The organism is Rugamonas aquatica (genome assembly GCF_009380215.1).
Lineage (GTDB): Bacteria > Pseudomonadota > Gammaproteobacteria > Burkholderiales > Burkholderiaceae_D > Rugamonas > Rugamonas aquatica_B.
Window position 1 is genome coordinate 392,963 of record NZ_WHUG01000003.1, and the last position, 25,948, is coordinate 418,910.

General features: G+C 70.0%; 13 protein-coding genes. 5 read left to right on the forward strand and 8 right to left on the reverse strand.

Annotation, left to right across the window (positions count from 1 at the left end; translation table 11 throughout):
• The first annotated feature begins 58 nt into the window (after positions 1–58).
• On the forward strand, positions 59–2,452 hold the full coding sequence (locus tag GEV02_RS09905; RefSeq protein ID WP_328595772.1) for a sulfite reductase flavoprotein subunit alpha: 2,394 nt from the start codon (positions 59–61) through the stop codon (positions 2,450–2,452).
• Here the strand turns inward: GEV02_RS09905 and GEV02_RS09910 are convergent.
• Both GEV02_RS09910 and gshA read right to left on the reverse strand, forming a co-directional pair.
• Positions 2,449–3,492, reverse strand: a complete 1,044-nt coding sequence (locus GEV02_RS09910) for a histone deacetylase family protein (protein WP_152837831.1) — start codon at positions 3,490–3,492, stop codon at positions 2,449–2,451. The genes GEV02_RS09905 and GEV02_RS09910 overlap by 4 nt on opposite strands.
• Before the next feature lie 13 nt (positions 3,493–3,505).
• Positions 3,506–5,104, reverse strand: a complete 1,599-nt coding sequence (gene gshA, locus GEV02_RS09915; protein ID WP_152837832.1) for a glutamate--cysteine ligase — start codon at positions 5,102–5,104, stop codon at positions 3,506–3,508.
• Between the two features lie 240 nt (positions 5,105–5,344).
• On the opposite strand from gshA, the gene GEV02_RS09920 reads away from it, so the two are divergent.
• The 3 genes from GEV02_RS09920 (at position 5,345) to GEV02_RS09930 (ending at position 20,329) form a co-directional block, all read left to right on the forward strand.
• Complete coding sequence (locus GEV02_RS09920; protein ID WP_152837833.1) at positions 5,345–18,430, forward strand: Ig-like domain-containing protein; 13,086 nt, start codon at positions 5,345–5,347, stop codon at positions 18,428–18,430.
• Positions 18,431–18,536: 106 nt separating this feature from the next.
• Positions 18,537–19,343, forward strand: coding sequence for a response regulator transcription factor (locus tag GEV02_RS09925; protein ID WP_152837834.1), 807 nt, complete (start codon positions 18,537–18,539; stop codon positions 19,341–19,343).
• Positions 19,340–20,329: a hypothetical protein gene (locus GEV02_RS09930; protein ID WP_152837835.1), complete on the forward strand. Its 990-nt coding sequence runs from the start codon at positions 19,340–19,342 to the stop codon at positions 20,327–20,329. Before GEV02_RS09925 ends, GEV02_RS09930 begins: the two co-directional genes overlap by 4 nt.
• Here GEV02_RS09930 and prmC read toward each other — a convergent pair.
• From prmC to GEV02_RS09955, 5 genes are all read right to left on the reverse strand, one after another.
• Positions 20,292–21,146 (reverse strand): peptide chain release factor N(5)-glutamine methyltransferase, encoded by an 855-nt coding sequence (gene prmC / locus GEV02_RS09935; RefSeq protein WP_152837836.1) that lies wholly within the window; start codon positions 21,144–21,146, stop codon positions 20,292–20,294. The genes GEV02_RS09930 and prmC overlap by 38 nt on opposite strands.
• Before the next feature lie 10 nt (positions 21,147–21,156).
• Positions 21,157–21,624 carry a disulfide bond formation protein B gene (locus GEV02_RS09940; protein WP_152837837.1) on the reverse strand — a complete coding sequence of 156 codons (468 nt, stop codon included), beginning with the start codon at positions 21,622–21,624 and terminating at the stop codon, positions 21,157–21,159.
• Positions 21,625–21,706: 82 nt separating this feature from the next.
• Positions 21,707–22,783, reverse strand: a complete 1,077-nt coding sequence (gene prfA, locus GEV02_RS09945) for a peptide chain release factor 1 (RefSeq protein WP_152837838.1) — start codon at positions 22,781–22,783, stop codon at positions 21,707–21,709.
• A gap of 90 nt (positions 22,784–22,873) precedes the next feature.
• Complete coding sequence (hemA, locus tag GEV02_RS09950; protein WP_152837839.1) at positions 22,874–24,148, reverse strand: glutamyl-tRNA reductase; 1,275 nt, start codon at positions 24,146–24,148, stop codon at positions 22,874–22,876.
• Positions 24,149–24,254: 106 nt separating this feature from the next.
• Entirely contained in the window at positions 24,255–24,944 is a 690-nt protein-coding gene (locus tag GEV02_RS09955; RefSeq protein ID WP_008443614.1) for a response regulator transcription factor, read from the reverse strand.
• Positions 24,945–25,182: 238 nt separating this feature from the next.
• On the opposite strand from GEV02_RS09955, the gene GEV02_RS09960 reads away from it, so the two are divergent.
• Positions 25,183–25,695 carry a hypothetical protein gene (locus GEV02_RS09960; RefSeq protein WP_152837840.1) on the forward strand — a complete coding sequence of 171 codons (513 nt, stop codon included), beginning with the start codon at positions 25,183–25,185 and terminating at the stop codon, positions 25,693–25,695.
• Here the strand turns inward: GEV02_RS09960 and minE are convergent, their stop codons facing one another.
• Positions 25,696–25,947 carry a cell division topological specificity factor MinE gene (gene minE, locus GEV02_RS09965; protein WP_008443622.1) on the reverse strand — a complete coding sequence of 84 codons (252 nt, stop codon included), beginning with the start codon at positions 25,945–25,947 and terminating at the stop codon, positions 25,696–25,698.
• Between the last annotated feature and the right edge of the window lies 1 nt (position 25,948).

A 25,948-nucleotide genomic window follows, 5' to 3' on the forward strand; every position in this document is an offset into this window, starting at 1 on the left:
CTTATTAACTGGTAGAATGACTGTTGATATAGCCTCGCTCAACGCTTGAAGGTCGATTGTGAAAAAACTCTGGTTCCAGCTGCACTGGTTGGTCGGCATCACCGCCGGCACGGTATTGATCGTCATCGGCCTGACCGGCGCCATCCTCGCTTTCCGCGACGAGCTGCTGGACGTGCTCAATCCCGGCGTGACCAGCGTGGCGGTGCGCCAGGCGCCCGTGCTGGCGCCGCCGCAGGTGGCCGAAGCGGTCAAGCGCGCGCATCCAGGAGCGCGCATCACCAGCATCGTCCTGGATGCCGAGCCGGGGACCACGGCGCGCGTCAGCCTGGCGCCGGCGCCGGGCGAAAAGCATGGCGAGACCGTCTTCGTCAATCCGTACAGCGGCGCCATGATGCCGCCGCTGCATTACGACGAAGTGTTCGAATGGGTCGAATCGCTGCACCGCCATCTGCTGCTGCCGCGCGATGACGGCCGTCCGGTGGTCGGCGCGCTGGCCCTGTGCCTGATGGGGCTTGCGTTGAGCGGCCTGTATCTGCGCTGGCCGCGTCGCCCGCTTGACTGGCGTACCTGGCTGACCTTCGATACGCGCCTCAAGGGGCGCTCCTTCCTGTGGGGGCTGCATTCGGTGGCGGGCACCTGGGCGCTGCTGGCCTACCTGCTCTTCACCGTCAGCGGTGTGTACTGGAGCTATGACGTGGTGCGCGACACGGTCGATGGCTGGGCCGGCGTGCGGCGTCCGCCGCGTGTAGCGGCCGCGCCCAAGCCCGCCGGCGCCAAGCGCGTCGAAGCCCATGCCGAAGCCGCCGACCTGACGCTGGCCTGGTCCACCTTCCAGCAGCAGGCGCCGGGATGGCGAACTGTCTCCCTGCGGCCGCCGGAACGCGTCACGCAGCCGCTGCAAGTGCTGTGGGTGGCTAGCGACGCGCCGCACATACGCGCGCGCAGCCGCATGTCGATCAACCAGCAGACCGGCGCCATCGTCAAGAACGAGCCGTATGTGCAGATGGGCGTCGGCGCCCGCGCGCTGACGACGCTTTATCCGCTGCACATGGGGACGTATTTCGGTTTGCCTGGGCGTCTGTTCATGTTCTGCGCCAGCCTGGCGCTGCCTGGCTTCGCGGTCACGGGTTGGATGCTGTACCTGAAGCGCCGTCGCCAGAAGCGCGAAGCGCAGGCCGAACGCGCCAAGCTGGCCGAAGCCGGCCGCATCGACAGCGCCGATCCTGTGCTGCTGGCCTACGCCAGCCAGACCGGATCGGCCGAGCGGCTGGCGCTGCAAAGCGCGGCCGTGCTGCAACAGGCCGGCGTGGCGGTGCATGTGCAGTCGCTGGAAAAGCTGACGCCACCGCTGTTGGGCAGCTACCGCCGCGTGCTGTTCGTCGCCAGCAGTTTCGGCGACGGCGAACCGCCGGACACCGCGCGCCGCTTCAGCCTCCTGCTGCATGCCGCCGCCGAGGAGCTGGCGCATTTGCAGTACGCCGTGCTGGCGCTGGGCGACCGCAATTATCTGCAATTCTGCGGTTTCGGCCAGACGCTGGACCGCCGCCTGCGGGTGCTGGGCGCGCAGCCGCTGCATCCGATCATTGAAGTCGACAACGGCGACGCCGGTGCGCTGGCCCGCTGGTCGCAGGCCTTGCGCGAGCTGGCCGGCATCGGTGGCGATGCGCCATCCGTTGAACTGTCGGCTGCGCTGCCCGACAGCGGCTACACCAGCTGCCATCTGGCGCGGCGCGAACTGCTCAATCCGGGCAGCGCCGGCGGGGAACTGTACGAAATCACGCTGACCGGAGGCGATGGTGCGAGCTGGCGTCCGGGCGCCTTGCTCGATGTCTGGCCGGGCCACTACGCGCCGGAGCAATCGGCGCGGCGCTATTCGCTGGCGTCGCTTCCGCAGGACGGCTGCATACAGCTGCTGGTGCGCCAGGCTCGCAACGAACACGGCATGGGCCTGGCCTCCGGATGGCTGACGACGCAAGCCGCGTTAGGCGATGAAGTGCGCGTGCGTCTGGTGGACAATCCATCCTTCGACATACACGACGGTGCGCAGCCGGCGATCTACATCGGCAACGGTTCCGGCATGGCGGGCTTGCGCTCGCACCTGCGGGCGCGGGTGGCTGGCGGACAGCGGCGCAACTGGCTGGTGTTCGGCGAGCGTCAGCGCGAATTCGACAGCATCTGCGCCTCCGAAATCGATGGATGGCGAGATAGCGGCCATCTGCCGGAGCTGGACCTGGTGTACTCGCGCGACGCCGACGGCCAATACGTGCAGGATCGCCTGCGCGCCAAGGCCGGCCAGCTGCGCAGCTGGATCGCCGACGACGCCGTGATCTACGTGTGCGGCAGCCTGCAAGGAATGGCGGGCGGTGTGGACGCCGCGCTGGAAGACATCATCGGCAGCGCAGCCCTCGACGAGCTGCGCGAAGCCGGCCGCTATCGCCGCGACGTGTATTAAAGCGCGGTCTCGTAACCTTCGAGGACGTTGACGACGTTGGTGCCCAGCTCCTTGACCGCGTAGCCGCCTTCGAAGATGAAGGCGGTCGGCAGGTTCAGGTAGGCGAGACGCTCGCCGATCTTCAGATAGTCGGCGCTTTGCAGCGCGAAGCGCGACAGCGGATCGCCGGCGAAGGTGTCCACCCCCAGCGACACCACCAGCGCATCCGGCGCGAAGCTGCCCAGGCGGATGCAGGCCGTCTCCAGCGCCGAGAACCACGCCTGCACCGAGCTGCCCGCCGCCAGCGGCAGGTTCATGTTGTAGCCCATGCCCGCACCTTCGCCGCGCTCGTCGGCATGCCCCAGATAGAACGGATACTCGTTGCGCGGATCGGCGTGGATGGAGATGAACAGCACGTCGTCGCGATTGTAGAAGATGCTCTGCGTACCGTTGCCGTGGTGGTAGTCGATGTCGAGGATGGCAACCTTGCGCGCGCCGTCGTCCAGCATGTGCTGCGCCGCCAGCGCGGCGTTGTTGAGGAAGCAGTAGCCGCCGAAGAAATCCGCGCCCGCATGGTGGCCCGGCGGACGGCTCAGCACAAACGCGCCGCGCTCGCCCAACCGCAGCGCGTGCGCGGCGTTGACCGCGCAATCGGCGCCGGTCTTGGCGGCGGTCCAGGTGCCGGCCGTCAGCGGCGTGCCGCTGTCCATCGAATACAGCCCCAGTTTGGCGCAGAAGTTATCCGGCTCGATGTCGTCGCGCAGCGAGCGTATCGGCCAGACGGCGGGGAAGGCGTCCTTGCCGGCGTTGGCCGGATCTAGCGCCAGCCATTCGCTCCAGGCGCCGCGCAGGAAGTGCAGGTAGCGCGGCGTGTGGATGCGTTCCAGCGACATCAAGGGCACGCCGTGCGGCGTGACGATCTTGCCCAGTCCGCGCCGGCCCAGCTCCGCCAGCACCGCGTCGGCACGCTCCGGCTTTTCGAAGCAGGGCACCATCTCGCCGCGGAAGATTTCAAAGCGGCCGTGGTGCTGGGCGTGCAGTTCGTTGTAAAAGGTGAGCAAGGAAGCCTCGGGTTCAGTCGCAGTCCGTGCTGGAGTGGCACAGATTGCTGGCGCGGTAGGCGGTGACGTAATCGTCGAAGCTCGATTGCGGCGCCGCTTCCATCTCCGCCTGCTCGGCCAGCGAGGTCGCTGCCAGGCCGTCGAAGTAGGCAGCTTCGCCGGCATCCGGCGCATGGCTGCGGAAGTAGGCCGCGTGCTGCTTGCTCTGCGCCAGGCCGAAGGCGGCGAACGATTTGCCGTTGGCGCGCAGGGCCGCCAGCACCTTGGCCGATGGCGTCAGGTCGGCGTCGAGCAGCTTGGCCGCCTGCTGCGCCATGGCGTCGGCGTGGACGGTGTCGCCGCGCTGCGCGTCGAGCAGGGCCGCCACCGGGCGGATGCGTTCGAGCAGCTGCTGGCCCCAGGCTTGCAGGCTGATGGCGCCGTCGTCGCTATTGAGCGTCAGGCCCGGACGGCGGCCTTCCTTGACGGTGCGGGCGAAGTTGTCGGTGTGGCGCAGGCCTTCTTCCGGCGAGATGGCCGGGCTGTCCTCCAGTGCGCAGAACAGCAGGAAGGCGTCGAGGAAGCGGCCGGTCTGCACGCTGATGCCAACCGGTTCGAACGGGTCGACGTCCATGCAGCGCACTTCGATGTACTGCACGCCGCGCGCGCACAGCGCCTGGATCGGCCGTTCGCCGGTCTGGATCACGCGCTTGGGGCGGATGGTGGAGTAGTACTCGTTTTCGATCTGCAGCACGTTGGTGCTCAGCTGTATCCATTCGCCGTCGCGCTTGGTGCCCAGTTCCGCATACGGTGCGTACGGCTGGTTGACGGCCTTGGTCAATGCGGCCACGTAGCTGTCCAGGCAGTTTTCGTGCGGGCTCAGTCCCGATTGCGCATCGTTCTGGTAACCCAGGTCGCTCATGCGCAGGCTGGTGGCGTAGGGCAGGTAGAGCGTGTCGTCGGACAGCGTTTCCAGCTTGTGCGGACGGCCGCGCAGGAAGCCGGTCGACAGCACCGGCGAGGCGCCGAACAGATACATCAGCAGCCAGCTGTAGCGGCGGAAGTTGCGGATCGTCGCCAGGTAGGCTTCGGACTGGAAGGACTTCGGCGACAGGCGCCTGGCGTTGCCCTCATGCTCGGCCAGCACGCGCCACAGGCGTTCGTCCAGCGAGTAGTTGTAGTGGATGCCGGCGATGCACTGCATGGCTTTACCGTAGCGCAGCGCCAGGCCGCGCCGGTACACATGCTTGAGCGTGCCCATGTTGGAGGTGCCGTACCAGGCGATCTCGATCTCGTCCTCGCCCGGCAACTGGGCCGGCATCGACTGGCTCCACAGCAGCTCGTCGCCGAGCTTGCTGTAGGCGTAGCGGTGGATGCCATCCAGTTTGTCGAGGGTGACGGCGATATCGGCCTCGGCCGGTGTAATGAATTCCAGCAGCGTCTCAGCGTAGTCGGTGGTGATCTGCGGGTGCGTCAGCGCCGAACCCAGGGCCACCGGATGCGGGGTCGCGGCCAGATGGCCGCGCGGATCGACCCGCAGCGTTTCCCGTTCGATGCCGCGCAAGCCACCCAGCACCGCACGGTGCTCCGGCTGGGCCAGCAGGGCCAGGCGGCGTGTCAATAGAGTTGGCAATTTGAAATCCTTTCTTGTGCAGCAAAAAAATTATTGGTGCTGAGAGTAACCGAAATTGGCCGAACCCGCCTGACGGCGATAAAAAGAACATTTTAACAAAACCGGGGCCGGGCTTCGGTGCGCCAGCAGACCCCCGTATTTGCCACACCGGACGAAATGTTTGGCAAACGGGAAAATTTTGTGTTCGGTCCAAAGCTACCCATAATCAGTCATCGTCTGTAACCATGCGGAGACGGCAAGATGAGAGACCAGGCCCCAGCATACAAGTCCGTGTTGTTCATCGATGCCGGTGTGGCGGGCGCCGCCGCACTGGCGGACGGGGTGGCAGACGATGTGCTGGTGGTCAGGCTGGCGGGCTGGCGCGACGGCGTCGAGCAGATCGCCGACGTGCTGCGCCGCATGGAAGGCCTGGACCTCGATAGCATCCAGATTGTCTCGCACGGCGCCGCCGGCCGCATGCAGCTGGGCACCGCCATCCTCGACGGCGACGGCCTGGCGCGCTACGCCGACGCGCTGCGCGAATGGGGCGGCGCGCTGCGCCCCGGCGGCGACCTGCTGCTGTACGGCTGCGACCTGGCCCAGGGCGCGGACGGCCGCGCCTTCGTCGACGGCCTGGCCGCCGCCAGCGGCGCCGACGTCGCCGCCTCCACCAACGTCACCGGCGCCGGCGGCGACTGGCAACTGGAATACAGCAGCGGCGGCATCGAGGCGGCCGGCGCGCTCGGCGTCCAGGCCGAGCTGGCCTACGACCACTCGCTGGCGCTGGTCAACGGCGGCGTCAACGGCACCATCAACTTCACCACCAGCAGCACCGTCAACCTGCTCAGCGTCACCGGCCTGACGGCCGGCGCCGTGGTCCACGTCGACAACATCCTCGGCCTGGGCCTGGACGTGTACGCGCAAAGCGCGCTCGGCGGCGGCGTCACGGTGGCCAACGCCGACGGCTTCAGCGTGCTCGGCGTGCCGGTGGCGGACGACCGCCTGACCGTCAACGGCTCGCTGCTGTCGCCGGTCACCTACGTCGACCTGCGCGCCAACAGCGGCGTGTTCGACATGGTCAGCCTGAAGCTGGGCAGCGGCAACCTGGTCGGCAATCTGCTGGGCACCATCGTCTACACCGTGTATGCGCTGGACGCCAACTACCAGCCGAACGGGGTCGGCGTCTCGCTGCTGAGCCTGGTGGTCAACGAATACGGCTTGCTGAACTTTGCGTCGATGGCCAATTTCAAGGGCATCTACGGGGTGCGCATCGTCAACCCGCTGGGCTTCGAGGTCGGCATCGACGACCTGACGATCGCCAACGCGCGTCCGGCCAACACCGTCACGTCGGCCGCCTACGACGCCGGCACCGGCGTGCTGAGCGTCACGGCCACCGGCATCCACGCCGGCGACGCCATCGATCCCGGCAAGTTCACCATCACCGGCCAGGGCGGCGCCAGCTACACGCTGACCTCGCCCGTGGTCAGCGCCGCCAGCGGCACGCAGGTGTCGGTCACGCTGAACGCGGCCGACAAGCTGGCCATCGCCGGCATCCTCAACAACAACGGCGCCAGCGGCGTCGACGGCACCGCCTTCAACCTGGCGGCGGCCGCCAACTGGGACGGCAACCTCAGCGGCGGCGACGATTTGACCGGCAACGCCATCAGCGTGGCCAACGTGCAGCTGCCGACGATCACCTCGGCCAGCTACAACGCCGCCACCCACGTGCTGTCGGTGACGGGCACCAACCTGGTCGGCGTGGCCGGCGCCGCCAACGACATCACGGTGGCCAAGCTGGCGTTGAAGGGCGAGGGCGGCGTCACGCGCTTGCTCAGCACCAGCGGCAATGTGGACGTCACCAGCGCCACCTCGTTCTCGGTGACGCTGTCGGGCGCCGACATCGCCGCCGTCGCCGCGCTGCTGAACAAGAACGGCACGCAGTCGGCCGGCGGCACCGGCTACCTGCTGTCGGCCGGCGACGACTGGAACAGCGTGATCGGCAACGCCAACATCGCCGTGGGCGGCGTCGGCGTGGCGGTGTCCAACACCTCCAACAGCGCGCCCACCATCAGCGGCGCGGCGGCCGCCGGCGTCGGCGACAACGCCACGCTGCAGCCGTTCGGCGCCGTCACCGTGGCCGACGTCAACGGCGACAACGTCAGCCTGACCATCAGCTACAACAGCGCCAACGGCGTCCTGAGCGGCGCCGGCCTGGCCGGCAGCGCCGGCAGCTACACGCTGAGCGCCGCCACGCCGGCCGCGCTGACGGCCACCCTGCGCGCGCTGGTGTTCACGCCCACCGCCAACCAGGCCGCCGTCGGCGTCGGCGTCGCCACCACCTTCACGCTGACGCCCACCGACAGCAACGGCCTGGCCGGCAGCGCCAACAGCGCCACCGTGGTCACCGCCACCTCCGTCAACGACGCGCCGGTGCTGGCCGGCACGGCGGCGGCGCAGGGCATGACGGCCGGCGGCACGCTGCATCCGTTCGGCGCCGTCACGCTGAACGATCCCGACGTCGGCGCCTCGGTGATCGTCACCATCGCGCCGGACAGCGCGGCCAAGGGCTTCTTCACGGCGGCCTCGCTGAGCGCCTCGGGTTTTTCCACCATCGACGGCGGCCTCACTTACACCCACGCGGCGGCGGCGCCCGGCGCGGCGCAGGCGGCGCTGCAGGCGCTGGTGTTCCAGAGCACGGCCGGCCTGAGCGCCACCACCACCTTCACCGTCAGCATCAACGACGGCAGCGTCATCGTCAGCAACAGCGCCACTACGGTGGTGTCGGCCACGGCCAGCACCACCACGGCGCTGACGGTGGCCTTCTCGGCCGACAGCGGCGTCAGCGCCACGGACCTGATCACCAACGTCGCCGCGCAAACCATCTCCGGCACGCTGAGCGGCGCGCTGGCCGTCGGCGAATCGGTGCAGGTGTCGCTGGACAATGGCGTGAGCTGGACCAGCGCCACCGCCGCCGCCGGCAGCAGCAGCTGGCTGCTGGCCGGGCAGACGCTGAGCGGCAGCGGCACGCTGCAGGTGCGCGTGACCAACGTCGGCGGCAGCAGCACGCCGCTCAGCCACAGCTACGCGCTGGACACCACGGCGCCCGCCACCGCCTCGGCCACGGTGGCGTTTTCCGCCGACAGCGGCGTCGCCGGCGATCTGATCACCAGCACGGCGGCGCAGACCATCTCCGGCACGCTCAACGCCGGCCTGGCGGCCGGCGAGCATGTCGAGGTCTCGCTCAACAACGGCGCCACTTGGGCCACCGCCAGCGGCAGCACCGGCAGCGCCGCCTGGACGCTGGCCGGCCAGACCATCAGCGGCAGCAACACGCTGCAGGTGCGGGTGGTCGACACCGCCGGCAACGCCGGCCCGGCCGGCAGCAGCAGCTATGCGCTCGACACCACCGGGCCGACCGCCTCGCTCAGCACCAACGTCAGCGTGCTGAAAAGCGGCGAGAGCGCCACCATCACCGTCACCTTCAGCGAGGCGCCGAGCGGCCTGGCGCTGGCCGACTTCACGCCGGTCGGCGGCACGCTGGGCGGCCTGGCGGTCACCGCCAATCCGCTGGTCTACACGCTGGAGTTCACGCCGAACGCGGGCCTGAGCGGCTTGCTGGGCGGCGTGTCGCTGGCGGCCGGCAGCTACACCGACGCCGCCGGCAACAGCGGCGCCGGCGCCGCCTCGGCGGCGATCTCGATCACCACGCTGGGCCCCAGCGTCATCGTCACCAGCGACGCCGCCGCGCTCAGGACCGGCGAGACGGCCACGCTGACCTTCACCTTCAGCAGCCAGCCGCTCGGCTTCACGGCATCCGACATCGTCGCCAGCGGCGGCGCCGTCAGCGGCCTGGCGGCCACCGCCAATCCGCTGGTGTACACCGCGCTGTTCACGCCGGGCGCCAACGTCAGCGGCCTGGCCTCGGTCACGGTGGCCGGCGGCAGCTACACCGACCTGCTGGGCAACCAGGGCGGCGCCGCCGTCACGCCGGTGATCGCGGTCGACACGCGCGCGCCCACGCTGGCCATCACCAGCGACCTGGCGGCGGTGCACATCGGCGACACCGCCACCGTCAGCTTCACCTTCAGCGAACTGCCGGTGGGCTTCGCCGCCGGCGATATCGCCACCACCGGCGGCACGCTGAGCGGCTTCGGCGTGACCGCCAACCCGCTGGTGTACACCGCCATCTTCACGCCGGCGGCGGGCGTGGCCAGCGGCGCCGCCAGCATCACGGTGGCCGGCGGCAGCTACTTCGACGTCGCCGGCAACGGCGGCGTGGCCGGCGCCACGCCGTCCATCGCCATCGACACGCTGGCGCCCACGGTCACCGTCGGCGGCGTGGCGTTTTCCGCCGACACCGGCGCCAGCGCTTCCGACCTGGTGACGCGCACCGCCGCGCAGACCGTCTCCGGCACGCTGAGCGCGGCGCTGCTGGCGGGCGAGGTGGTGCAGGTGTCGCTGGACCACGGCCTGACCTGGCAGAACGCCAGCGGCGGCGCCGGCAGCGGCAGCTGGTCGCTGGCCGGCGTCACGCTGGCCGGCAGCGACACGCTGCAGGTGCGCGTCAACGACGCCGCCGGCAACCACGGCGCCGCCCTCTCGGCCGCCTATGTGCTGGACAGCGCGGCGCCGACGGTGCTGGTGGCCAGCGACCTGGCGGCGCTCAACGCCGGCCAGCACGCCAACCTGACCTTCACCTTCAGCGAGGCGCCCAGCGGCTTGACGCTCGCTTCCCTGAGCGCCACCGGCGGCGCCGTCAGCGGCCTGGCCGCCACCGCCAATCCGCTGGTGTACACGGCGGTGTTCACGCCCGCCGCCGGCCAGTCCGGCGTCAGCGCCTCGGTCGCGGTCAACGCCGGCGGCTATACCGACCTGGCGGGCAACGGCGGCCAGTCCGGCGCCTCGCTGCCGATCGTGATCAACAGCGCGCTGCCGTCGGTGCTCATCACCAGCAGCGCGGCCGCGCTGAAGAGCGGCGAAACGGCGCTGATCAGCTTTACCTTCAGCACGCCGCCGACCGGCTTCACCGCCGCCGATATCGCCGTCAGCGCCGGCACCGGCGCGCTGAGCGGCTTCGCCGCCACCGCCAATCCGCTGGTGTACACGGCGCTGTTCACGCCGGCCGCCGGCCAGGCCGCCGCCAGCGCCGCCGTCAGCGTGACGGGCGGCAGCTACACCGACATCTTCGGCAACAACGGCGGGGGCGGCAGCTCGCCGGCCATCGCCATCGACACGCTGGCGCCGACGGTCGCCATCAGCAGCAGCGCGGCCGGCGTCAAGATCGGCGAAACCGCCGTCATCACCTTTACCTTCAGCGAGCAGCCGGTGGGCTTCAGCGCCGGCGACATCGCCGTCACCGGCGGCGCCTTGAGCGGGCTGGCGGCCAGCGCCAATCCGCTGGTGTACACGGCGCTGTTCACGCCGACGGCGGGCCTGCAAAGCACGGCCGCCAGCATCGCCATCGGCGCCGGCGCCTTCGCCGACCTGGCGGGCAACAGCGCCACGGCGGGCGCCTCGCCGGCGCTGACGGTGGACACGCTGGCGCCGACCGCCGTCGCCAACGCCGTGCTGTTCTCGGCCGACACCGGCGCCAGCGCCACCGACCTGGTCACCAGGACCGCCGCGCAAACCATCAGCGGCACGCTGGCGACGGCGCTGGGCGCGGGCGAGGTGGTCGAGGTCTCGCTGGACAACGGCGCCAGCTGGAGCGCCGCCGCCGCCGGCGCCGGCAACAGCTGGACGCTGGCCGGGCAGACGCTGGCCGGCAGCAATACGCTGCAGGTGCGCGTCAGCGACGCCGCCGGCAACCACGGCGCCGCGTTCTCCACCGCCTATGTGCTGGACAACACGGCGCCGACCGCCACCATCGTCAGCAGCGCCGCCGCACTCAAGGCCGGCGAGACGGCCACGCTGACCTTCACCTTCAGCGAAGCGCCGTCCGGCCTGGGCGCCGGCAGCGTCACCGTCAGCGGCGGCGTGCTGGGTGCCTTCAGCGCCACCGCCAACCCGCTGGTGTACACCGCGCTGTTCACGCCGACGCCGGGCGTCGACGGCGGCAGCGCCAGCATCGCGCTCAACGCCGGCGGCTACAGCGACACCGCCGGCAACGCCGGCGCCGGCTACACGCTGCCGGCGATCGCGGTCGACACCCAGGCGCCGTCGATCGCCGGGGCGTCGGTGGCGCTGTCGGTCGACAGCGGCATCGCCGCCGACCTGGTCACCAACGTCGCGGCGCAAACCCTGAGCGGTACGCTGAGCGGCAACCTGTCGGCCGGCGAAACGGTGGAAGTCTCGCTGGACAACGGCGCCAGCTGGAGCGCCGCGGCGGGCGCCGTGGGCACGGCCGCGTGGACGCTGGCCGGGCAGACGCTGACGGCCGGCGCCGGCCACCAGGTGCAGGTGCGCGTCAGCGACGCCGCCGGCAACCACGGCGCGGTCGCCAGCAGCGCCTATGTGCTGGACCAGACCGCGCCGACGCTGCAGATCAGCAGCAGCAAGACGGTGCTCAACAGCGCCGAAACCGCCACGCTGACCTTCACCTTCAGCGAGGCGCCGCAGGGCTTTACCGCCGGCGCCATCGCCGCCACCGGTGGCGCCATCAGCGGCTTCGCCGCCACCGCCAATCCGCTGGTGTACACCGCCGTGTTCACGCCGACGGCGGGACAGGCGGCCGGCGTCGGCGCGGTCAGCGTGACGGCGGGCGCCTACAGCGACGCCGCCGGCAACGGCGGCCTGGCCGGCGCCGGGCCGGCGATCAGCTATGCGACCGTGGCGCCGGGCGTGGCCATCAGCAGCGACGTCAGCGCGCTGCACGCCGGCCAGACCGCCACCATCAGCTTCAAGTTCAGCGTGCCGCCGCTGGGCTTCACCGCGTCCGACATCAGCACCAGCAACGGCACGCTGGGCGCGCTGACGGCCACCGCCGATCCGCTGCTCTACACCGCCGTGTTCACGCCGGCCGCCAACCTGGCCGGCGGCGGCGGCGGCGTCAGCATCGGGCCCGGCCTGTTCGTCGACGGCCTGGGCAACGCCGGCACCGCCGCCGCCATGGCGCCGATCAGCATCGACACGCTGGCGCCGACGCTGGCCATCACCAGCAGCGCGGCGTCGCTCAACAGCGGTTCGACGGCGCTGATCACCTTCACCTTCAGCGAGGCGCCGCCGGTGTTCAGCCTGGGCGACATCACGGTTGCCAACGGCACGCTGGCCAACCTGACGCAGAGCGCCAACCCGCTGGTGTACACGGCGGTGTTCACGCCGGGCGCCAACATCGCCGCCGGCGCCGCCACCATTGCCGTCATCGGCGGCGCCTACACCGACCTGGCCGGCAACGGCGGCGGCGCCGCGCCCACGCCCAGCATCAGCATCGATACGCTGGCGCCCACCATCGGCGGCGCCAGCCTGCTGTTCTCGGCCGATACCGGCAGCAGCAGCACCGACCTGGTCACGCGCACCGCCGCGCAAACCATCGCCGGCACCGTCAACGGCCTGCTGGCCGTGGGCGACGTGGTGGAGGTTTCGTTCGACAGCGGCGCCAGCTGGGTCGGCGCCAGCGCCGCCGCCGGCAGCAACAGCTGGGTGCTGGCCGGGCAGACGCTGGGCGGCAGCGGCACGCTGCAGGTGCGCGTCAGCGACGCCAACGGCAACCACGGCGCCGTCTACGCGCGCGCCTATGTGCTCGACACCACCGCGCCCACGGTCGCCGTCAGCAGCGACACCGCCACCTTGCGCAACGGCCAGGCGGCCACCATCAGCTTCACCTTCAGCGAGGCGCCGGCCGGCTTCACGCTGGGCGACCTGATCGCCACCGGCGGCACGCTGAGCGGCTTCACCGCCACCGCCAATCCGCTGGTCTACACGGTGCTGCTGACGCCGACCCCGGGCCTGACCGGCGCCGCCGGCGTCACGCTGGGCAACGGCCTGTACGCGGACGCCGCCGGCAACAGCGGCAGCGGCGCCAGTTCGCCGGCGATCAGCGTCGACACCATCGCGCCGACGCTGGCCATCGCCGCCAGCAGCGCCGCGCTCAAGGCCGGCGACACCGCCGTCATCACCTTCACCTTCAGCGACGCGCCGGCGGCGTTCACGCTGGCCGACGTCAGCGCCAGCCACGGCACGCTGAGCGGGCTGGCCGCCGGCCCCGACCCGCGCGTGTACACCGCCGTCTTCACGCCGGACGCCGGCACGGCCGCCGCCAGCGCCGTCATCAGCGTGGCCGGCGGCGTGTACGCGGATGCGGCCGGCAATACCGGTTCCAGCGTCAGCAGCGGCGCCATCGCCATCGACACGCTGGCGCCCACCACCTCCGGCGCCACGGTCGCCTTCTCGGCCGATTACGGCGCCAGCGGCAGCGACCTGGTGACCAACGCCGTCGGCCAGGTCATCAGCGGCACGCTGGACGCGCCGCTGGCCGCCGGCGAGCAGGTGCAGGTCTCGCTGGACAACGGCGCCAGCTGGCTGAACGCCGTCGGCGCCGCCGGCTTCAGCAACTGGGCGCTGGCGCCGCAGCTGCTGAACGGCAGCGGCACGCTGCAGGTGCGGGTGGCCGACGCCGCCGGCAACCACGGCCCGGCCTTCAGCGCCGGCTATGTGCTGGATCTGGTGGCGCCGACCATGACCGTCACCAGCAGCGCCGCCGCGCTCAAGGCCGGCGACAGCGCCACGCTGACCTTCACCTTCAGCGAAGCACCGACCGGCTTCACGCAGGCCGACCTGGTGGCGCTCAACGGCACGCTGAACGGCTTCACGGCCACCGCCAACCCGCTGGTCTACACCGTCGTGCTGACGCCGTCGGCGGGCCTGGGCGGCGCCAGCGCCGGCGTGACGCTGGCGGCCGGCCTGTACACCGATGTCGCCGGCAACCTCGGCGCGGCGATGGCCTCGCCGCTGATCGCCATCGACACCCAGCCGCCCACGGTGGCCATCAGCACCAGCGCCACCCAGCTCAAGATCGGCGAGCTGGCCACCATCACCTTCACCTTCAACGAGGCGCCGCTGGGCTTCACGGCCGGCGACGTCGCCGTTACCGGCGGCACCCTGAGCGGCTTCGGCCTGACCGCCAATCCGCTGGTGTACACGGCGCTGTTCACGCCGACGCCGGGCGTGGCCGGCGGCACCGCCAGCATCGCCATCGGCGTCGGCGGCTACCTGGACGCCGCCGGCAACCCGGGCCTGGCGGCGGCGGCGCCGGCGATCCAGTTCAGCACCCTGGCGCCCGCCACCGTCAGCGCCGGCGTGGCCTTCAACGCCGACACGGGCGTCTTCAACAACGACCTGGTGACCAGCAGCGCGCTGCAGACCATCAGCGGCACGCTGGACGCCAACCTGGCCGCCGGCGAGATCGTCGAGGTCTCGCTGGACAACGGCGTCAGCTGGAGTACGGCGCTCGCCGCCGCCGGCTCCCCGGCCTGGGCGCTGGGGCCGCTGGTGCTGGGCGGCAGCGGCGTGCTGCAGGTGCGCGTGACCGACGCCGCCGGCAACCACGGCGCCGCCAGCGCCAACGCCTATGTGCTGGACAGCGGCGCGCCCGGCGTCGCCATCAGCTCCGACGCCGCGGCGTTGAAGGCCGGCGACAGCGCCACGCTGACCTTCACCTTCACCGAGGCGCCGCAGGGCTTCACCACGGCCGACGTGGTGGCGGTCGGCGGCGTCAAGGGCGCGCTGACGGCCACCGCCAATCCGCTGGTCTACACGATGAGCTACACGCCGACGGCCGGTTTCAGCGGCGTCGGCGGCGTGACGCTGACGGCCGCCAGCTACACCGACCTGGCCGGCAACCCCGGCGCCGGCGCCGCCGGCCCCGCGCTCAGCGTCGACGCCCAGCCGCCCACGCTGTCCATCACCAGCAGCAGCACGGCGCTCAAGGCTGGCGACAGCGCCACGCTGACCTTCACCTTCAGCGAGGCGCCGCTGGGCTTCGCGGCCGGCGACATCACGGTCAGCGGCGGCACCATCGGCGGCTTCACCGCCACCGCCAATCCGCTGGTCTACACCGCCGTGTTCACGCCGACGCCCGGCACCGCGGCCGGCAGCGCCGTGATCGGCGTGGCGTCCGGCGTCTACAGCGACGCCGCCGGCAACGGCGGCGCCTCCGGCAGCGCGCCGGCCATCGTCATCGACACGCTGGCGCCGCTGTCGGCGGTCAACGGCGCGATCGCGTTTTCCGCCGATACCGGCATCAGCAACAGCGACCTGATTACCTCGGTGGCGGTGCAAACCGTCAGCGGCACGCTGTCGGCGCCGCTGGCCGCCGGCGAGACGGTGCAGGTCTCGTTCGACAACGGCGCCAGCTGGCAGGCCGCCGCCGTCAGCGGCACCGGCTGGTCGGCCGGCGCCACCTTGACCGGCAGCGGCGTGATGCGCCTGTACGTGAGCGACGCCGCCGGCAACCACAGTCCGGAAATCGTCCAGGCCTACCAGTACGACGCCACGCCGCCGACGGTGGCCATCACCGCCTCGTCGGCGGTGGCCAACGGCATGGCGCCGACCACCATCACCTTCACCTTCAGCGAGGCGCCGCAGGGCTTCACGGCGGCCGACCTGACGGTCAGCGGCGGCACCATCGGCGCCGTGACGGCCACCGCCGATCCGCTGGTCTACACCGTGCAGTTCACGCCGACGCCGGGCCAGGCCAGCGGCACCGCCACCATCACGCTGACCGGCGGCGGCTATGTCGACGCCGCCGGCAACAACGGCGCCGGCAACGCGCTGCCGGCGCTGTCGATCGACACCGTGGCGCCCACCGCCACCGCGGGCAGCGTGCAGTTCTCTTCCGACAGCGGCACGCCCGGCGACATGATTACCAACAATCCCAACCAGACGCTGACCGGCACCCTGAGCGCGCCGCTGGCGGCCGGCGACGTGGTGCAGGTGTCGCTGGACAATGGCGTCAACTGGAACCTCGCCGCCGTCAGCGGCACCACGTGGACGCTGGCCGGCCGCACGCTGCAGGGCAGCGGCCACATGGTGGTGCGCGTCAGCGACGCCGCCGGCAATGTCAGCACGCCGATGGTGATGCCGTATGTGCTCGACACCCAGGCGCCGACCGTCACCATCACCAGCAGCGTGGCGCAGGTGGGCGAAGGCGGCAGCGCGCAGATCACGCTGACGCTGAGCGATCCCGGCGTGCTGACGCTGGCCGACATCGGCGTCAGCGGCGGCACCTTGTCCAACCTGAGCGGCGGCGGCACCGTCTATACGGTGACGCTGACGCCGCCGCCGTTCAGCGTCACGCCGATCACCGTGAGCGTGGCCGGCCACCTGTTCAGCGATGCGGCCGGCAACGCCAGCGCGGCGGCCGCGCCGCTGCAACTGGCCGTCAACACCTTCCCGACGCCGATCACCGGCACGCCGTCGACCGTCGACGGCGTGCAGATCATGACGCAGACCGGCGTCGATCCGCGCACCGGCTTGGCGACGCGCACCGTGACGGTGCCCGTCGTCAGCAGCACGCGGCCCGAGGACCACAGCACGCCGCATGCGAACCTGGCCGACATTCCGCTCGGCCTGGCCGCCGCCGGCGCGGCGCCGGGCACCAGCCTGGTGGTCAGCCTGCCGGTCGGCATCGGGCTGGAGGCGGCCGGGCCGTCGGTGCTGCTGAACGGCGCCATCGCGCTGACGGACCTGATCGGCCGCATCGACGACCATACGCTGCAGGGACAGGCGACGCGCGCGGCGATGGAGGCGCAGGCCGGCATCTACCTGGCCAGCCTGGCGCCGGGCGTGCAGCTGCAGCATGGCACGCTGACGCTGGCCGCCGGCAGCGCGGCGGCCGGCGGCGCCGAGATCATGATTACCGGCACGGACCCCGCCACCGCGTCGGCGACGGGCGGCGCGCTGCACGACACGCTGCATGACACGGCCGCCGGCGGCACCGCCATCGCGCTGGTGATCGATGCGCGCGCGCTGCCGCAGGGCATAGGGCTGCAGCTGGCCGACATCGATTTCGCCGCCATCATCGGCGCGGCGACGGTGCACGGCGGCGCCGGCCAGAACTTCTTCATCGGCGACGACGCCGCGCAGCGCATCGTGCTGGCCGACGGCGGCGGCAACGACACCCTGTACGGCAACGGCGGCAACGACGTGCTGGGCACCGCCGGCGGCCGCGATTACCTCGACGGCGGCGCCGGCAACGACATCCTGTTCGGCGGCGCCGGCAACGATGCGCTCAACGGCGGCGCCGACAACGACACCCTGCAGGGCGGCCGCAGCGACACCGGCCAGTGGCAGTTCTACCTGAACGCCGCCGGCGTGGTGGTGGGCCGCCACCAGATGGCCTTGACCGATGCGGCGGCGACGGAGACCGTCAGCGCCGCGCAGCTGAACCTGGAGGTCGCCACGCTGGGCTTTGCCGGCCCCAGGGCCTCCAACCTGCAAGACCTGTCGCTGATGTACCACGCCGCCTTCCACCGCGCGCCGGACCTCGATGGCCTGAGCTACTGGAGCAACAGCGGCCGCACGCCGCCGCAGTTCGCCGCCGACTTCCTGCGATCGCCGGAAGCGCTGGGCGGCATCATGACCCTGAATAACCATGACTTCGTGGTGCGGCTGCTGCAGAACAGCGTGGACCGCGCCGGCACGGCGGCGGAGCTGTCGCACTGGATCGGCATGCTGGACGCGGCGCCGGGCGACATGCAGGTGCGCGGCGCGGTCTTCATCGACATCGCGCTGACCGCCGAACACCGCGCGGACTATGTCACGGCCGACGGCATGATCCTGGGCGGCGAGCTGCTGGCCGACGAGCGGGGCTGGATTGCCGGCTCCGGCGACGACCGCCTGCAGGGCGGCGGCGGCAACGACCTGCTGGTCGGCGGCGACGGCGTCGATACCGTGGTGTATGGCGACGCGGCGTCCAGCTACAACGTGGTGCTGGGCCGCAACGGCGACGTGATGATAGGCGAGCCCGATGGCGGCCGGGATACGCTGCGCCAGATCGAGCGCGGCGAGTTCAAGGGCGGCGAGACGGTGGACCTCGGCTTCACGCAGGCGTCGGCCAAGGCGCTGCAGGAACTGGGCATGATGTACCACCTGACGCTGAACCGCGCGGCGGACCTGGAAGGCTTCCAGTTCTGGCTGGCCACGGGGGCGAGCGGCAGCGTGCTGGCGCAGGGCTTCACGGATTCGCCGGAGATGGCGCGGCGCTTCGGCCAGCTCGACGACGCCGGCTTCGTCAAGCTGCTGTACCAGAACACGGTGCGGCACGATCCCGACGCCGCCACGCTGGCGCAATGGGACAGCTTCCTGGACAGCCATAGCCGCGCCGACCTGGTGGCGCTGCTGGCCAACGACGTGACGCTGGTCGGCAGCCAGTACGGCACGGACGGCATGAATCTGATAGGCAGCTTGTAAGCTGCCATTCTGCCGGCGGCGAAAACGGTTTTGGCGCACGAGACGGCGCGCGTGCGCGGGCCGAACGCGGGCATACTGTGTCCATGCCGAAGCCGGGAGCGCCGCCATGTTTGCCTTGTCCACGATCGAGCAGCTACGCGCCAACATCCTGGTCGTCGACGATGAGCGGGATGAACAACGCTGCCTGACGGAGCTGCTGCGCCGCCAGCTGTACCACGTGCGCGTCGCGGGCGACGGCTATTCCGCCTATCAGGATGCGCTGGCCAGCCGGCCGGACCTGGTGCTGCTGGACGTGCGCATGCCGCGGCTGGACGGCTTTGCCGCCTGCCGCCTGCTCAAGGCCAATCCGGTGACGCAGGCGGTGCCGGTGATCTTCCTCAGCGCGGTCAGCGATCCCGATGAGCGGGTGGCCGGCCTGGCGGCGGGCGGCGTCGATTTCATCGCTAAGCCCTATCACCCGGCCGAAGTGTTTGCGCGGGTGCGCATCCACCTGGAACTGGCGCGCACGCTGCGCGCCGCCGTCGCCGTGGCGGCCCACGCCGCCGCCGCCGTTGCGCCGCCGCCGCACGATCCGGACGAGGTGTTCGTCGCCGCCGCCATGCGGCTGATCGGCGACAACCTGACCGTGCCGCTGACGCTGGCCGAGATCGCGCACGCGGTCGGCACGCACGAGAAGCGCTTGTCGCAGGCCTTCCGCCGCTACGCCGGCATGACGGTGTTCGTCTATCTGGCGCAGCAGCGCATGCTGCGCGGCCGCCAGCTGCTGGCGGAGACCGACATGAGCGTGCAGCAGATCGCCGAGCAGACCGGCTTTCGCAGCGCCGCCAATTTCGCCACCGCCTTCCGCGAGCGGGCCGACGTGACGCCGACCGCCTATCGCAGCGCGGTGCGGCAGGCCGGCGCCGGCTCATGAGCATCGGCGGCGACGATCCCGCCGCCGTCCGCGCGCGCCTGCTGGCGCTGGTGAGCCATCAGCTGAAGGTGCCGCTGGCGCGCATCGCCGCGCAATCCACCGACGCCGCATCGGCCGCCGCCGCGCGCGGCCAGCTGGAGTGGCTGGACAGCCTGCGGCTATGCCTGCACAACGACAGCGGCCCGCCGCCGCAGGTGGCCTGCCCGCTGTACCTGCACGCGCTGCTGCGGCAAGCCGCCGCCGCCGGCGCGACGCTGGCCCGCGAGCATGGCCGCGTTTTCGTCCATCAGGAAGATGCCGCGCTGCCGGCCGTGGTGGCGCTCGATGGCAGCCACCTGGCGCAGGCGTTGCGCCAGTTGCTGGCGGCGGCGGTGCGGCGCTGCGGCGCCGGAGGCGTGCGGTTCTCGCTGCAGGCCCTGGCGCGGGAGGGCATGGTTCGGCTGCGCTTCCGCATCGAGGCCGGCGCCGAAGAGGCGGCATGGCGGGAGGTGGCGCCGGCCTTCAGCGACGATCTGCGCGCCGACATCGGCCTGACGCTGGCCGCGCAGCTGGTGCGGGCGATGCAGGGACGCCTGCTGCAAAGCGGCGACTGCTGGTGCTTCGAACTGGATGCGGACATCGCCGCCGAGGAGGACGTGCTGGCGCCGGCGCCGGAGTTCCAGCTGCCCGCGCCGTTCGGCCAGGGCCGCACCGTGCTGCTGCTGGAGCCGCAGGCGGCGTTGCGGGATTACCTGATGGAGATACTGGAGAGCGCGGGATTCGACGTCGCCGGCGCGGGCGACGCCGGCGACGCGCATCCGGCGCTGATCGTCTGCGGCGACGAGGCGCTGGCCTGGCGGCTGTTGCGCGCCGGCGGGCCGCCGGTGCTGCTGCACGCGGCGCGGCCGCCGCAGCGGCCGGCCGGATTGGCGGTGACGCTGGAGCTGGCCGCCGTGCTGTATAAGCCGGTTACGCCGGAGGCCTTGCTGGCAGCTGTCCGCCGCTGACCCGTTCGATGCCGGCCAGGTCGCACCAGCTCTGCACCTCGGCATAGCCGGCGGCGGCCAGCAGTTCGCGCACCTGCAACGCCTGGTCGTAGCCGTGCTCCATCAGCAGCCAGCCTTGCGACTTCAGATGGGCGGCGGCGCCGGCGACGATGGTGCGCAGCGCCGACAGGCCGTCGGCGTGGTCGGTCAGCGCGCCGGTCGGTTCGTAGCGCAGGTCGCCCTCGGACAGGTGGCGGTCGCCGCTGGCGATGTAGGGCGGGTTGGAGACGATGATGTCGAACGGCGGCCGGCCTTGCAGCGCGGCGTACCAGTCGCTGTGCAGGAAGTCGACCCGGGCGCCGTTGGCGGCGGCGTTGCGGCGGGCCACGGCCAGCGCCTCGGGGCTGACGTCGAGCGCGGTGACGGCGGCGTCGCGCCGGGTGTGGGCCAGCGCCACGGCGATGGCGCCGCTGCCGGTGCCCATGTCCAGCAGGCGGCCCTGCGGCGGCAGGCGGTCCAGCGCCAGTTCGACCAGCAGTTCGGTGTCGGGACGGGGAATCAGCACGGCGCCGTTGACTTCAAACGGCAGGCCGAAAAATTCGCGCTGGCCGACGATGTAGGCCACCGGTTCGCCGGCCAGGCGGCGCTGCACCAGCGCGGCGAAGCGCGCGGCCTGTTCGGCATCGAGCCCGCGTTCGGACTGGGTAATCAGGCTCACGCGCGACAGGCCCAGCGCGTGGCACAGCAGCACGCGGTTGTCCAGCGGGTCCAGCAGGGACTGCACTTGCAGCGCGCCGATGGTGACGCCTGCGGTGATGGAGCCGGTATCTTCGATCATACGATGGGCATCAGCGCGCGCGGCGGATCAGCAGCCAGGCCAGGGCCAGCGTGCACAGGCCGAAGCCGAGGAAGGACCACTGCGGTATCGACAGGCCGAACCACGGCGCCAGCGCGTCTTCGCACAGGCCGTCGGCGCGGAACAGGAAGGGCAGGTAGGTCGCGGTGGGGATCTTGTTGAGGAAGGTCTCCATCGGATCGATGCCGCACGACAGGCCGGGATGGGCCAGGATATACAGGTGCTTGCCGGCGGTGTACAGGCCGCCCAGCGCGGCCATCAGCGCGAGGCCGGTGCCCAGCCTGGGCTTGGTGTAGGCGCCGGCCAGGCAGCAGATGCCGATGCCGATGAACAGGTAGCGCTGGATCACGCACAGCGGGCAGGGCAGCATGTCCAGGCCGATCTGCAGATACAGGGCGACCCCGATCAGGCCGAAGCAGGCGATGGCGATGGACAGCAGCAGGGAGCGCGTATGTATCATGGGGTGATCCGATTCGGTGGCGGTGGAAGTAGCGGGCAATTCTCGCACAAAGTTGTCACTTCAGCCTTAGGCCGGTGTTAACTCAGTCGCCCAGCGCCGCCAGCAGCTCGGCCTGGTGCTCGGCGGCCAGCGCATTGGTCAGCTCAGCCAGGTCGCCGTCCATGATGAAGTCCAGCTTGTACAAGGTCAGGTTGATGCGGTGGTCCGTCATGCGGCCCTGCGGGTAGTTGTAGGTGCGGATGCGTTCGCTGCGGTCGCCCGAGCCGATCAGGCTCTTGCGGGTGGCCGCTTCCTTCGACTGCTGTTCGCGCAGCTGCACGTCCTTGATGCGCGTGGCCAGCACCCGCATGGCCTGCGCCTTGTTCTTGTGCTGCGAGCGGTCGTCCTGGCACTCGACCACGATGCCGGTCGGCAGGTGGGTGATGCGCACGGCCGAATCGGTCTTGTTGATGTGCTGGCCGCCGGCGCCGGAAGCGCGGTAGGTGTCGATGCGCAGGTCGGCCGGGTTGATGTTGACGTCTTCCACTTCATCGGCCTCCGGCATCACCGCCACCGTGCAGGCGGAGGTGTGGATGCGGCCCTGGGTTTCGGTGGCCGGCACGCGCTGCACGCGGTGGCCGCCGGATTCGAACTTCAGCTTGGAGTAGACGCTGTTGCCGATCAGGCGCACGATCACCTCGCGGTAGCCGCCCAGGTCCGACGCCGATTCCGACACCACTTCCACCTGCCAGCGATTGCGCTCGGCGAAGCGGGTGTACATGCGCAGCAGGTCGCCGGCGAACAGCGCCGATTCGTCGCCGCCGGTGCCGGCGCGGATCTCCAGGAAGATGTTGCGCTCGTCGTTGGCGTCCTTCGGCAGCAGCATTTTTTGCAGCTCCAGTTCCAGCTCCGCCAGGCGGCTCTTGGCCGCCTCGATCTCGTCCTGCGCGAAGTCCTTCATCTCCGGATCGCCGAGCATTTCCTGCGCGGCGGCCAGGTCGCCGATGGCTTCCTGGTAGGACTTGTACAGCGCCACCAGCGGGCCGAGTTCGGCGTGCTCGCGGGTCATCTTGCGGTAGGCGTCCATATTGTTGGTCGCGCCTTCGGACATCAGCAATTCATCGAGTTCGACCAGGCGGTTCGCCAGTTGATCGAGCTTGGCCAGCATGGATGGTTTCATAGCGTATTCGTGTTGGGGTTGAGGCAGATGCCGCGATGGCGCGGCGGGGAGTGCGCGGCGGCGTGGCGCGCGCGGGATGAGGCAGTGCCGCTAACGGCGGCCGCGGAACAGCTGCGGCAGCAGCTCGGCCAGGTGGGCGCGTTCCTCGCCCTGCGCGCGGTGCAGCGCCTGCTGCGGGCCGTGCATGAATTTCGCGGTCAGGCCCTTGGACAGGGCTTCCAGCACGGCGTCGATATCTTCGCCCTTGGCCAGCATCTTGCGCGCGCGTTCCAGCTCCAGCTGGCGCAATGCTTCGCCGTTTTCCTGCAGGCTCTGGATCACCGGCACCACGGCGCGGTCGTCGATCCAGTGCATGAACGATTGCACGCGGGTTTCGATGATGGCTTCGGCCTGGGCCACGGCGGCCTGGCGGTTTTCCATGCCGGTCTGGACCACCTTGCCCAGGTCGTCCACGGTGTACAGGAAGGCGTCGTTGAGGCGGCCCACTTCCGGTTCGATATCGCGCGGCACGGCCAGGTCGACCATGAACATCGGCTTGTGGCGGCGGGCCTTGATCGCGCGCTCCACCATGCCCAGGCCGATCAGCGGCAGCGACGAGGCGGTGCAGGAGATGACGATGTCGTACAGGTGCAGCTTGTCCTGCAGGTCGGCCAGGCGGATGGCGCGGCCGCCGAAGCGGTGCGCCAGCAGTTCGCCGCGGTCCAGCGTGCGGTTGGCGATGGTGATGGTCTTGGGGTTCTGTGCCGCGAAGTGGGTGGCGCACAGCTCGATCATTTCGCCGGCGCCGATGAACAGCACGTTCTGCTCGGCGATCTTGTCGAAGATGCGCTGCGACAGGCGCACGGCGGCCGCCGCCATCGACACGCTGTGGGCGCCGATCTCGGTGGTGCTGCGCACTTCCTTGGCGACCGAGAACGAGCGCTGGAACAGCTGGTGCAGATAGGTGCCCAGGCCGCCGGCTTCGTCGGCGGTGCGGATCGCGTCCTTGATCTGGCCCAGGATCTGGGTTTCGCCCAGCACCATCGAGTCGAGCCCGGAGGCGACGCGGAAGGTGTGGCGCACGGCGTCGTGCTGCGGCAGCAGGTACAGGTGCGGGCGCAGCTCGGCGTAGTTCAGCTTGTGGAAATCGGCCAGGAAATGGGCGCCGGCGTCGAGCGGGTCGGGCACCTGGCTGGCCGCGTACAGCTCGGTGCGGTTGCAGGTGGACAGGATGGCCGCCTCGTCGCTGCCGCGATGGTCGATGCGCTCGAACCACGACCGCGCCGCCACCACCGCCTGGCCCAGTTGCTCAGGGGCGAACGCCAGCTGCTCGCGCAGCGAGACGGGGGCGGTGTTGTGGTTGAGGCCGACGGCAAGCAGCTGCATTTCGGGTCCGTGCGTTGATTGTGCGGACATTATACCGTGTTGTACCAGTAGGTTGCCTGTGGCTGCCTATACCGTTGGCAGCATACCGTGCATATCGCGGGTCCGATCAGGCGCCCAGTTTTTCCAGCCGGTAGCCGTAGCTGTAGACCGGCACCAGGCGGAAGCCGTTTTCCGGCTTCAGCTGCAATTTGTTGCGGACGCGCGAGACGTGGGTGTCCATGGTGCGCGACGGTACGGCGGTCTCGCGTATCCATACCGCTTCATGGATGTAGGCGCGCGACAGCGGCCGTCCGATGTTGCGGAAAAATAACAGTGCCAGGTAGAACTCTTTGTGGGTGACGTCCAATACGATGCCATCCATCAACAAACGGCCGGGACGGGTCTCGAATACGTATTGACCGAATTGCAATTGTTCGGCGCCGTTCTGGGCCGGGTAGGCGCGGCGCAACAAAGCTTGCACTCGGGCCACCATTTCGCTGCGGCGCAGCGGCTTGATCATGTAGTCGTCGGCGCCGGCGGCCAGGCCGGCGACGATATCGTCCTCGCCGGAGCTGGTGGTCAGGAACAGCACCGGGGCGCTGTCGGGCAGCTTTTCGCGGGCGCGGCGCAGCACTTCGGCACCGCTGAGATCGACCACTTGCCAGTCGAGGATCAGCATGTCGTAGCTATCCTTGCGCAATTGCGCCAGCACGTCCTTGGCGGTCTGGAAGCTGTGGCAGACGTGGCCTGCCGAGGTCAGCACCTGGCAGATCAGATCGGCTTGGCTGCGGTCGTTGTCAAGTACGGCGATTCTCATACTACTGCCTGTAGGAAATTATGTTAAGGAGAAGTCACTACAAATATAACAGAGATTTACAAAAAAAGTTAGCAAAATAGCTAATTATTTTTCTTAATGCACTAATATTTCCCTGACGACAACTCAATAATTCACCGTGCGCGCTTGCACAACCATTACACGGTACACTGGAAAAACGCTGAGTTCAATGAAGAAGTTGAAAAAAGGAAAGAACATCAAGTAACCGCCGGGAGCACGCATGGGATTGAAAAAAGACACAAATTGGACGCTGGTGCCGGGGACCGAACGTGACATCGAAGCGGTGCGCGAGCGTTGCCGCAAGCTGGTGCGGCGGCGCGCGATGGTGTCGGCCGGCGTGGCGGCGGTGCCGATACCCGGTCTGGACGTGGTGTCCGACCTGCGCCTGTTCGCGCTGCTGATCGACGATATCAACCAGGAGTTCGGCCTGACGGCGCAGCAGATCGAGCGCATGCAGCCGAAGTTCCGGCTGATCGCCTACGAAGCCGCGATCGGCGTCGGCGGCATGCTGGTGGGGAAGCTGGTGACGCGGGAAGTGGTATTGCAACTGCTGCGGCGTACCGGCCTGAAGTCGGTGGCGCGCCAGGCCGGCAAGCTGGTGCCGCTGGCCGGGCAGCTGGCCTCGGCCGGCATCGGCTTCCTGGCGTTCCGCCAGATCGGCTACCAGCATGTGGATGCCTGCGCCAGGGTGGCGCAGGAACTGGTGACGGCCGGCATCGGCCGCCCGGCGTGATTACGCGTCCGGCAGCACCACGTTCACGTCCAGCACCTCCAGGTTGCCCTGGCGGTCCAGCGAGATCTTGATGTCGTCGGCGTTGACCTTGGTGTACTTCGAGATCACCTCGATCAACTCCTTGTGCAGCGCCGGCAGGAAGTCCGGGCCGCTGCGGCCGTTGCGCTCGCGCGCGATGATGATCTGCAGCCGCTCCTTGGCCGCGGTGGCGGTTTTCGGTTTTTGCGGGAACAGGAAAGAAAGCAGGGCCATG

Coding starts and splice junctions, on each gene's coding strand:
- GEV02_RS09920 (WP_152837833.1), top strand. CDS start 5,345: ATGAGAGACCAGGCCCCAGCATACAAGTCCGTGTTGTTCATCGATGCC.
- GEV02_RS09925 (WP_152837834.1), top strand. CDS start 18,537: ATGTTTGCCTTGTCCACGATCGAGCAGCTACGCGCCAACATCCTGGTC.
- GEV02_RS09930 (WP_152837835.1), top strand. CDS start 19,340: ATGAGCATCGGCGGCGACGATCCCGCCGCCGTCCGCGCGCGCCTGCTG.
- prmC (WP_152837836.1), bottom strand. CDS start 21,146: ATGATCGAAGATACCGGCTCCATCACCGCAGGCGTCACCATCGGCGCG.
- GEV02_RS09940 (WP_152837837.1), bottom strand. CDS start 21,624: ATGATACATACGCGCTCCCTGCTGCTGTCCATCGCCATCGCCTGCTTC.
- prfA (WP_152837838.1), bottom strand. CDS start 22,783: ATGAAACCATCCATGCTGGCCAAGCTCGATCAACTGGCGAACCGCCTG.
- hemA (WP_152837839.1), bottom strand. CDS start 24,148: ATGCAGCTGCTTGCCGTCGGCCTCAACCACAACACCGCCCCCGTCTCG.
- GEV02_RS09955 (WP_008443614.1), bottom strand. CDS start 24,944: ATGAGAATCGCCGTACTTGACAACGACCGCAGCCAAGCCGATCTGATC.
- GEV02_RS09960 (WP_152837840.1), top strand. CDS start 25,183: ATGGGATTGAAAAAAGACACAAATTGGACGCTGGTGCCGGGGACCGAA.
- minE (WP_008443622.1), bottom strand. CDS start 25,947: ATGGCCCTGCTTTCTTTCCTGTTCCCGCAAAAACCGAAAACCGCCACC.